Here is a 9,669-nt window from a genome sequence, read left to right on the forward strand (position 1 = left end):
CTGGACACGACCGGACAATCACCGGACAGTCACCTGACGCACCCGCTGAGTCACTGTTCACAGTAAGCACGCCCGGCCACGCTGAGTGATGTGAATCAAGAAACCGCCGCCCCCACGGCCCAACTCGACAATCCCATCCGAAACTTCGGCGTGCAGCTGTCCCCCACCCCGCGCGGAGCCCGTCTCGCCCGCCTGCTCACCACCGAGCAACTCCGCAGCTGGGGCCTGCCGTTGGACCCGGCGGCGCACATCGTGGCCGAACTGGCGACGAACGCGGCAACGCACGGCCGCGTCCCCGGACGCGACTTCCGGCTACTCCTGTACGTCGTCGGCGACACCCTCCGTATCGAAGTCACCGACACCCGCGCGGACCGCCTACCGCACGCCGAAGTACCCGCCCTAGACGCGGAGTCGGGCCGCGGCCTCACCATCGTCGCCGCCCTGGCCAACCGGTGGGGCGTCGCGCCGGGGCTGCCGCCGCGCAAGACGGTGTGGGCCGAAGTGAACCTCTGACCGGAACCCGGGAACCCGGGCTCCGGTGGCACGGGCGGTCACCCACAAAGGAATCCGAGGGTGAAAGGAACCCCACCAAACCCCACCCCTCCCTCCCCCAGCGCACGCTCACCCGGGAGGGTGAATATCACCAACTCGGCTGGATTTCAGGCAGGTTGTCTGGCCTACGCTCGCCGCAACACAACCGCAGACATGCAACGGCCCCCGCCGGGACGGCAATCCCAGTGCGAGGGCCTGACCACCAAGGAAGTAGCAGCCTTCCCGATGGATACCCAAAACCCTAGCGCGCCCTCGCGCGCCCAGTCCCGCCTTGCCGCCAAGAACACCCGAACCGGGGGCGGCCTGATCCACGAGAACACCCCCCACACCACCCGCTTCACGGTGATCGGCAATCACCTGGCCCAGCACCAGGAGCTCTCACTCCTCGCGATCGGCCTGGCCGTCCACATCCAGTCGCTGCCCAAGGGCGCCCGCGTCTGCATCAAGACGCTCGCCGCCCGCTTCCCCGAGGGCACGACCCGTATCGCCGCCGCCCTGCGCGAACTGGAAGCCCACGGCTACCTGCGCCGCGAACGCGAGCGCGTCCCCGGCGGCCGCATCGTCACCCGCACGATCTCCTGCAACCAGCCCGGTCGCAGCCATGCCCAGAACGACCCGGCGCCGCCCCGGAAGAAGCGAACCGCGACCGCCCGCAGACCCCTCCCTGCCGTACCGCAACCCGCTTACCCGGCGCCCACCCTCCTCCGAACGGCCACCGACCTCCTCACGGACCTCCGCCGCCACGACCCCCGCCTATTGCTTTCCGCCCACGACACGGCCCACCTCGCCCCCGGCGTCGCCGCCTGGCTGGAACGGGACGTAACCCCCACGGCCGTACGCCACGCCCTGACCACCGACCTGCCGCCCGAACCCTTGTGCCGCCCGGCATCCCTCTTGGCCCACCGCCTCACCACCCAACTACCGCCCCCACCCCCGTTCACCCCACCGCCAACCGTCCGCCACCCACTCCAGACCTGCGAAGGCTGCGACCGCGCCTTCCGCTCACCCACCCCAGGAACCTGCCGTGACTGCCGCACTGCCCTTGCCACCGCCGTCTGAGCCCATTGCGTCCTGTCCCCTGCGCTCCGGCCGGATACTCTGGCCGGGGCACCCTCCGGAGGACACCATGAGCACTCAGGCCGACCACGGAAACGAACTGATCCCGCGTCCCGAGCAGACCCCTGATGCCCTGCGTGCTGCTCTTGCCATCGTCGCGCCAGGCCGCCTGGAGAGATGCAGGCCATGAAGGACGAGGCTTTCGCCAAGGCAGTCGAGTGGCAGTCGCTGAGCCCTGTCCAGAGCTGGGTCCTGATCTGGGCCAAGGAGATCGAGATCGCCCGTCGGCCGGACCTGTCCACTCGCTACGCCCAGGCGCAGAGCAACGTGGAACACGAGGATCCGGCCATCGCGTGGGAAGCCCTTCGCGAGCTGAGCGCCGTTGTCGACGAGGCGATGAAGGCAGTTCGCGAGTGAGTTGGAAAGACCGGCGCGTACGTGGCTACCGGAATTCACCGTGACCGTCTGAAGACCGCCGTCCCCTTCTCGATCGACATCGACCTCAAGAGCCTCGTGCCCTGACCCCGGCCGGCAAGAGAAGCCGTCGCCGACTCGTCACCGCGTGCTACGAGTGACCGAGCTCCGCCGAGTCCTCGTCCGCCGTGACCGACACCGACCCGGAATCCGCCGCCGGCCGCAGCGGGAACGGGTCGACCCGGGTCTCGTCGATCACCGGCGGAGCCGGACGCGGCGGCTTCGGCATGACCGCGGCCTCGGAGTGGCCCCCGCAGCCGTACGTCAGGGACACGACCCGGCCGTCCGCCGGGGAGAACTCGTTCGCGCAGACACCGAAGGCCTGGCCGAGCGAACCGCCGATGGGCGCCAGGAAGCCGCAGGTCACACAGGACGCCGGGGCCGCCTGGGCCATGGGGGTCTTGGCGCCGTACGCCTCCTCCCAGCGGTCCGCGGCGATGTGGAGGCCGTAGCGGGACAGGACCCGGGCGCGGCGCATGCCGAGCTCCTCGGCGACCGCGGCGATCGAGCCCCGGGAGGGCACCACCGGCAGGTTCGCGGGGGTGCCCGCCGTGACCTCCGCGTCCTCGGCCTCCACCAGCTCGGCCATCTCGTGGGAGACGGCGGAGCTCGACACCGGCTCGTCCTCACCCGAGTAGCCGGGCTCCAGGCGCAGGTCCTCGGCGTCCGTGGGGAGCAGGTCGCCCGGGCCCATGTCGCCGGGGCGCAGGCGCTCGCTCCACGGCACCCACTCGGGAGCGAGGAGGGCGTCCGGGCCGGGGAGCAGGACCACCTCGTCGAGCGTGACGACCTTCGCGCGGGACGCCCGGGCCACCGTCACCGCCCAGCGCCAGCCGCGGTACCCGAGCTCCTTGCACTCGAAGAAGTGCGTGACAACGCGGTCGCCCTCGGAGACCAGGCCCGCATGCTCGCCCACGACGCCGGGCGCGGCGGCCTCCTCGGCGGCACTGCGGGCGAGGTCGACGGCCTCGGCGCACAGACGGTCGGGGGTGCGGCTTCGCGTTGTCGCTGCGCTCACGGGTATCGCTTCTCTCCTACGCCGTCTCTCGGGTGCGGCGCCTTGGGCGGTGGAACGGACGGAGCGGACCTGTGGGCCGCGTCGACGTCCGCGTCCGAATCGCGCTCGGGCGCACCTACGTCATCCATTGTGCGGGATGGCTGAGATACGCACGCTACCTGTTCGCGAGCGCTGGGCCTACACCGACGGCCCTTTCACCGTGCGCGGCGAGCGAGGAATCCATGGCTCCGGCCTGAGAGTTGCCCTCCGCGAACCTCCCTGCGGAGCTTGCGCCAACGTTCCCCAAGAGGTCTCGCCAACCTTGCGCCGACCTGAGATCCGCCCATGGCTTTCCCCCCATACGCGCCGTAACCGCACTACCCACCCCCATCTCGGGGCACTATTGCGTCGTGGCAACCGCGAGGCCGCCGCAAGGTGCCACCGGTATCGGTGGTGCCAAGGGCGGCCGGAGTCGAGGTGGCGGAACGGGCCGGATGGGCGGCTCCCTCCGCGCGGTCGGGCGTGCCCTGCACTTCCCGGTCACCGGCCCCGCCCGGGGCATCCGCAAGGCCACCCACGCGCAGGGCGCCGGCGAGTCCGGTCTCGGCAAGCTGATCGAGCTCCACGGGGTGAACGGCGCCGGGGACATGATGATCACCGTCGCCCTCGCCTCCACCGTGTTCTTCTCCGTCCCGACCGACGAGGCCCGTGGGCGCGTCGCGCTCTACCTCGGCATCACCATGGCGCCGTTCACGCTCCTCGCGCCCGTGATCGGCCCCCTCCTCGACCGCCTCCCGCACGGCCGGCGCGCCGCGATGGCCGGCGCCATGCTCGCCCGGGCACTGCTCGCCCTGGTCCTGTCCAGCGCCGTCGTCAGCGGCGATCTGCAGCTGTATCCGGCCGCACTCGGGGTGCTGGTCGCCTCGAAGGCGTACGGGGTCGTCAGAAGCGCCGTCGTGCCCCGCCTGCTCCCACCCCGCTTCTCCCTCGTGAAGGCCAATTCCCGGGTCACCCTCGGCGGACTGCTCGCCACCGGTATCGCGGCACCCGTCGGCGCGGGGCTCCAGGCGATCGGGCCGCGCTGGCCGCTCTACGGCGCCTTCCTGATCTTCATCGCCGGTACGTTCCTGTCCTTCTCCCTGCCGCACAAGGTCGACTCGGCCAAGGGCGAGGACACCGCGCTGCTGGCGGCCGACGAGCAGCATCTGCACGGGCCGCACCTCAAGCCGGTGAAGCGCCCCGGGCTGCGCACGGTCGGCATCGCCGTCACCCATGCCCTCGGCGCGAACGCCGGTCTGCGCTGTCTCTCCGGCTTCCTGATCTTCTTCCTCGCGTTCCTGCTGCGCGAGCACCCGATGTCCGGCCAGAGCGCCGCCGTGTCCCTGGGGATCGTGGCCGTCGCGGCCGGTGTCGGGAACGCGTGCGGAACGGCGGTGGGGGCGTGGCTGCGCTCCCGGGCGCCGGAGATCATCATCGTGACGGTCGTGGGGTTCGTGCTGGCGGTGGCGATCACGGCCGCGATCTTCTTCGGCGCGGTCCTGGTGGCCTTCCTGGCGGCGGTCGCCGGGTTCGCGCAGGCGCTGGCCAAGCTGTCGCTGGACGCGCTGATCCAGCGGGACGTGCCGGAGCTGGTGCGTACGTCGGCGTTCGCGCGCTCGGAGACGCTGCTGCAGATGTCCTGGGTGCTCGGCGGCGCGATCGGCATCGTGCTGCCCCTGGAGGGCTCGTTCGGGCTGCTGGTCGGCGCGGCGATCGTCGCCACCGGCTGGCTGACCACCGTCAAGGGCCTGATCGGCTCGGCCCGGCACGGCGGCCACACCCGGCAACGGGTGGCGTGACGTACGGCACGCCGCCCCCCACATGGAGAGCACGTCATCCACGCCCGATAGCCTTCGCCCATGACCATGCAATCCGTTGTGCGACGCCGCCGCGCGCTCGCCGCCGCCGGCGCCGTTTCCGCCGGACTGCTCGTGCTGTCGGCCTGCGACAAGCCGACGCCGCTGGCCACCATCACCGTCGGCACGTCCTCCGTCCACTCGGAGGCGACCTGCGGTGGCGAGGGCGAGGCCCTCAAGACCGAGGACCTGACGAAGTGCCTGAAGGACAAGGGCATCGAGTCCATCAAGGTCGACCCCGACGAGACCGTGCGCTTCGGTGTCGACCCGGAGATCGCGGACGAGGGCTGGACCATCCTCATGAACGGCCAGCCGCTCACCGACTCCAGCACCAAGACGTACCGCACCGTCCCGGGCAGCGTGTTCTTCAACGCCCAGTACGGCGCCAGCGGCGACTCGACGCTGGTGTCGATCAAGGGGGGCGAGAAGGACGTGACGGGCCTGTGGTCCTTCAAGCTGAAGAAGGACGCCTGACCACGGCTGCGCTCCGGGTCCTGGTGGCCACCGCGGTTCCCGCCGAGCGGGACGCGGTGGCCAAGGCGCTCTCGGTGCCCGGCGTCGATGTGATCGCCGCCGGCGTCGGCCCCGCCCTCGCCGCCGCCTCCACCGCCACGGCACTCACCACCGCCGCCCTGGAAGGCACCCCCTACGGCCTGGTCGTCTCCACCGGCATCGCCGGCGGCTTCGCCCCCCACGCCCCCGTCGGCTCCCTCGTCGTCGCCGACGAGATCACGGCCGCCGATCTGGGCGCGGAGACCCCCGACGGCTTCCTGCCGGTCACCGAGCTGGGCTTCGGTGCCGTCACCCACCGTCCGCCGGAAGCACTCGTACGAGAAGTCGCGACCGCCACCGGCGCACGCCCCGGCGCGGTCCTGACCGTCTCCACCGTGACCGGCACAGCGGTCCGTGCCGCCCGGCTGCGTGAGCGCCACCCCACCGCCCTCGCCGAGGCCATGGAGGGCTTCGGCGTCGCCGAGGCCGCCGCGGCCCACCGCACGCCGGTGCTCGAGCTGCGCGCCGTCTCCAACCCCGTCGGCCCCCGCGACCGCGCCGCCTGGCGCGTCGGCGACGCGCTGGCCGCGCTGACGGAGGCCTTCGGGAAGCTCGCACCCGTCCTGGAGAGTTGGAACCCACATGACCACCGGTGAGCCCCTGCGGATCGCGTACTCCCCCTGCCCGAACGACACCTTCGTCTTCGACGCCCTCGCCCACGGCCGCGTCCCCGGCGCCCCCGCGCTCGACGTCACCTTCGCCGACATCGACATCACCAACGGCATGGCCGAGCGCGGCGAGTTCGACGCGCTGAAGGTGTCGTACGCCGTGCTGCCGTACGTCCTCGGCGAGTACGCCCTGCTGCCCTGCGGAGGCGCGCTGGGCCGAGGCTGTGGCCCGCTGGTGCTGACGCGGGAGGCGGGGGTCGACCTCACGGGCCGTACGGTCGCGGTGCCGAGCGAGAAGTCGACGGCGTATCTGCTGTTCCGGCTCTGGGCCGCCGACACGCTCCCCGGTGGCGTCGGCGAGGTCGTGGTGCTGCCGTTCCACGAGATCATGCCCGCCGTGCGGGACGGGAAGGTCGACGCGGGGCTCGTCATCCACGAGGCGCGTTTCACGTACCAGAACTACGGGCTGCACAAGCTCGCGGACATGGGCGAGCACTGGGAGAACACCACCGGGCTGCCGATCCCGCTGGGCGCGATCATCGCGAAGAGGTCGCTGGGCGCGGCGGCCCTGACACGGCTGGCCGACTCGATCCGCACCTCGGTACGCGCCGCCTGGGACGAGCCCGAGGTCTCCCGCCCGTACGTCATGGAGCACGCCCAGGAGATGGACCCGGCCGTCGCCGACCAGCACATCGGGCTGTACGTCAACGAGTTCACGCACGACCTCGGCGTGGACGGCTATGCGGCGGTCCGGGGGCTGCTGACACGCGCGGCGGCCGAGGGGCTCGTACCGCCCCTCGGCCCGGATGCGCTGGATTTCCCCTGAGTCGGCAAGCCGCCTATACGTCGAGCTGGTCGGCGACCGCCCGCAGCAGGCCGGCGATCTTCTTGCCGGAGGCCTTGTCGGGGTAGCGGCCCTTCTCGAGCATCGGTGTGATGTTCTCGAGGAGGGTCGTCAGGTCCTGGACGATCGACGCCAGCTCGTCCGGCTTCTTGCGGGTGGCGGCCGCGACCGAAGGGGTCGGATCCAGAACGGTGACGGAAAGCGCCTGGTCACCGCGCTGACCGGCGACCACCCCGAACTCCACTCGCTGTCCCGGCTTGAGTGTGTCTACTCCGGCGGGGAGGACCGAGGAATGAACGAAGACGTCACCGCCGTCGTCGCGGGAGAGAAAGCCGAAGCCCTTCTCGCTGTTGAACCACTTGACCTTGCCGGTAGGCACGTCTGTCCTCGTCCTCGTACTCGTCGGAAAACTGCTTCGGAAAACGGCTCTTGATAGCACTACAGCGGGTCGACCATGACCCGCCGGTACCAAGGCTAATGGTCCCCGGGCGGGTGACAAGACGTCGCCCGGTTGTTCCCTCGCGCAGGGAACTACCCTGGTCCGGTGCGCGACAAAACCCAAACGAATTCCGCCGCTCCCGGTGACCGACTGATCCGTGCCGGTGCGGTCGTGTTCTTCATCGGTGCCGTGGCCACTCTGGTCACGGTGGCCCCGTTCCTGCTCGGTACGACGCCATTTCCGACGTACATGTTCGGACTGAGCATGCTGATGGGCGTCGGATTCCTCGTCGCCGGTGTCGGTGTGTTCCAGTCGATCGCGGCCGGGCGGCGTCAGGCGCGGGGCGCCTCGAGGTAGCCGGTCAGCCAGTCCGGGAACCCGGTCAGGTCCGTGAGCACCACGTCCGCGCCGAGCGCGCCCAGTTGACCGGCGCTGAACGGCCCGGTCGCCACGGTGACCGAGAGCGTGCCGGCCGCGCGGGCCGCGCGTACGTCGCCCTCGTGGTCGCCGACGTAGACGGCCGCGTCGTGCTCGCGCAGGGCCGCCGCCTTCTGCTCGGCCCACAGGTTGCCTACGACCGCGTCGGGCTGGATGCCGAGGTGCTCCAGGTGCAGCTTGGCGTTCGGCTCGTACTTGGCGGTGACGACGATCGCCCGGCCGCCCGCGTTCCGTACGGCGGCGATCGCCTCGCGGGCGCCGGGCAGGGCGGGGGTCGCGGCTATGGCGATCGTCGGGTACATCTCGCGGTACAGGTCGGCGGTCGCCGCGAGCTGCTCCACCGGGAACCAGTTGACCAGTTCCTCCTCCAGCGGGGGCCCGAGGCGGGTGATCGCCAGGTCGGCGTCGATGTACGTCCCCGTGCGCTCGGACAGCGCCTTGTAGCAGGCGTGGATGCCGGGGCGGGAGTCGATGAGGGTCATGTCGAGGTCGAAGCCGACGGTCAGCGAAGAGGCCATATGGGCCATTGTGCCCGCCCAATGGCTCGGTACTGCATGTCATATGGCGGCTGCGGGTTGTTCGTGGCTTGTCGCGCCCACGCGGCGGAGCCGCAAATCGACACAGCCCCGCGCCCCTTAGGTCGGGCAGCTCACCGTCGGCTCTGTGCTAGCGCTGCTTCTGTGAACGCCAGACGATGAATAGCGCCGACGCTACCGCCGCCCCCCTCAGCACCCAGGGCCATGTCTCCGCGATCGCCGCGTTCGCCTGACCCTCTGCGATCGGGTCGCCCCAGCGGCCGTTCGTGCGGCCCCACAGCCAGGTCACGCCCGCCGTGAGGGAGAGGGCGGGGATGATCATGACCGCCCACTTCGTCTCGGCGTCGCTGAGCCTCCGGGAGGCCCAGGCGATGAGCCAGCCGACGAGCAGGGCGATGAGGTTGCCGAGGATGGCGCCGGCTACCAGGAGGGCCGCGGCGAGCAGGAGGAGGGGGTTGCTCCAGCGGCCGGTGGGGAGGGTCGGGCGGGGCAGGAGGCGGCGGGATTTCGCCGGCGGTTCCGGGGCCTCGGCCTTCTCGACCGCGGCCGGGGCGGGCTCCTCCTCGGCCGGGTCCTTCTTCCGGAGCGGGTCCTCTTTCGCCGCCGGTCGCCTGAGCATCTCCGGGATCTCCACGCCGCCGACGAATCCCGGGACGTCCTCGCCGGGGCCGAAGGGGCTGCTGTCGACCCGCCACCAGTCGGGCTGGGTCGCGCTGTCTCCTAGGTCGGCCGTACTGGCGAGGTGGGGTGGCGGGGCAGCGTCGTCCGTTTTGGCCGGGGGCTCGGCGGGGCGTGGGCGGGGGACCATGCGGCGCAGGCCCTTGGGGCGCTCCTCGGCCGTGTCGGCGTCCCGTTTCTCCGGCTGTACGGGGACGGAGGCGACCGGTGCCTGTGGCGCGGGGGCGGCCTTGCCGCCGGCGGCCGCGACGACCTCGTCCGGGGTGCCGAGGCGGGCGATGATGCGGCGGACGGCGGCGGGGCTGTCGACCGGGGCCTTGGCACGGCGCCGGTCGATCTCGCCGCGCAGCTCGGACACCAGCCGCATGCGGGCGGCCGACGGCAGTTGCCGCTGCTGGGCCACGTCGCCGACGCGGCTCAGATACTCGTAGACGACCTGGTCGCTCTCGATCCCCACGAAGTCCCCTCCGGGGTGGGTGCGTTGGATACCCCGTGGGACGACGTTAGCGCAGGACAGGGTGGGTGGGGCGGGTCATATCGGCGGGTGGGGCGGGTCATATCGGCGGGCGGGGCGGGTCATATCGGCGGGTGGTGTGGGTC

The 9,669-nt window shown here is 71.4% G+C and carries 11 protein-coding genes and 1 pseudogene; 8 read left to right on the top strand and 4 right to left on the bottom strand.

What is annotated here, in order from left to right; translation table 11 throughout:
- The first annotated feature begins 90 nt into the window (after positions 1-90).
- The 3 genes and pseudogenes from IF78_RS0127210 to IF78_RS43940 all read left to right on the top strand — a co-directional run bounded on the left by IF78_RS0127210 (position 91) and on the right by IF78_RS43940 (position 2,025).
- Complete coding sequence (locus IF78_RS0127210) at positions 91-513, top strand: ATP-binding protein (protein ID WP_031478850.1); 423 nt, start codon at positions 91-93, stop codon at positions 511-513.
- Between the two features lie 264 nt (positions 514-777).
- Positions 778-1,611 carry a helix-turn-helix domain-containing protein gene (locus IF78_RS0127215; RefSeq protein WP_031478851.1) on the top strand — a complete coding sequence of 278 codons (834 nt, stop codon included), beginning with the start codon at positions 778-780 and terminating at the stop codon, positions 1,609-1,611.
- 67 nt (positions 1,612-1,678) lie between these two features.
- Positions 1,679-2,025 (top strand): annotated as a pseudogene (locus IF78_RS43940) (hypothetical protein).
- A gap of 148 nt (positions 2,026-2,173) precedes the next feature.
- On the opposite strand, the gene IF78_RS0127230 reads toward IF78_RS43940, so the two are convergent.
- On the bottom strand, positions 2,174-3,100 hold the full coding sequence (locus tag IF78_RS0127230; RefSeq protein WP_031478852.1) for a DUF3027 domain-containing protein: 927 nt from the start codon (positions 3,098-3,100) through the stop codon (positions 2,174-2,176).
- A 389-nt stretch (positions 3,101-3,489) separates the two neighbouring features.
- Here IF78_RS0127230 and IF78_RS0127235 point away from each other — a divergent pair, with 389 nt between their 5' ends.
- The 4 genes from IF78_RS0127235 to IF78_RS0127250 are packed head-to-tail and all read left to right on the top strand — an operon-like array spanning position 3,490 to position 6,960.
- Complete coding sequence (locus IF78_RS0127235; protein WP_031478853.1) at positions 3,490-4,917, top strand: MFS transporter; 1,428 nt, start codon at positions 3,490-3,492, stop codon at positions 4,915-4,917.
- 60 nt (positions 4,918-4,977) lie between these two features.
- Positions 4,978-5,448, top strand: coding sequence for a hypothetical protein (locus tag IF78_RS0127240; RefSeq protein ID WP_031478854.1), 471 nt, complete (start codon positions 4,978-4,980; stop codon positions 5,446-5,448).
- A complete protein-coding gene (locus tag IF78_RS0127245) occupies positions 5,418-6,122 on the top strand; it encodes a futalosine hydrolase (protein ID WP_199921369.1) in 705 nt (234 codons plus the stop codon). Before IF78_RS0127240 ends, IF78_RS0127245 begins: the two co-directional genes overlap by 31 nt.
- Positions 6,109-6,960, top strand: coding sequence for a 1,4-dihydroxy-6-naphtoate synthase (locus tag IF78_RS0127250; protein ID WP_031478856.1), 852 nt, complete (start codon positions 6,109-6,111; stop codon positions 6,958-6,960). Before IF78_RS0127245 ends, IF78_RS0127250 begins: the two co-directional genes overlap by 14 nt.
- Positions 6,961-6,973: 13 nt before the next feature.
- On the opposite strand, the gene IF78_RS50480 is transcribed toward IF78_RS0127250, so the two are convergent.
- Positions 6,974-7,357, bottom strand: coding sequence for a cold-shock protein (locus tag IF78_RS50480; RefSeq protein ID WP_031478857.1), 384 nt, complete (start codon positions 7,355-7,357; stop codon positions 6,974-6,976).
- A gap of 165 nt (positions 7,358-7,522) precedes the next feature.
- On the opposite strand from IF78_RS50480, the gene IF78_RS0127260 reads away from it, so the two are divergent.
- Positions 7,523-7,774: a hypothetical protein gene (locus IF78_RS0127260; protein ID WP_031478858.1), complete on the top strand. Its 252-nt coding sequence runs from the start codon at positions 7,523-7,525 to the stop codon at positions 7,772-7,774.
- Here the strand turns inward: IF78_RS0127260 and IF78_RS0127265 are convergent.
- The gene (locus IF78_RS0127265) at positions 7,750-8,382 is read right to left on the bottom strand and encodes an HAD family hydrolase (protein ID WP_031478859.1); all 633 of its coding nucleotides are present in this window, start codon (positions 8,380-8,382) and stop codon (positions 7,750-7,752) included. The genes IF78_RS0127260 and IF78_RS0127265 overlap by 25 nt on opposite strands.
- Positions 8,383-8,521: 139 nt before the next feature.
- Positions 8,522-9,526: a hypothetical protein gene (locus tag IF78_RS0127270; RefSeq protein ID WP_031478860.1), complete on the bottom strand. Its 1,005-nt coding sequence runs from the start codon at positions 9,524-9,526 to the stop codon at positions 8,522-8,524.
- Positions 9,527-9,669 lie beyond the last annotated feature (143 nt).

This window comes from Streptomyces bicolor (assembly GCF_000719285.1).
In the GTDB taxonomy this organism is placed as follows: domain Bacteria; phylum Actinomycetota; class Actinomycetes; order Streptomycetales; family Streptomycetaceae; genus Streptomyces; species Streptomyces bicolor.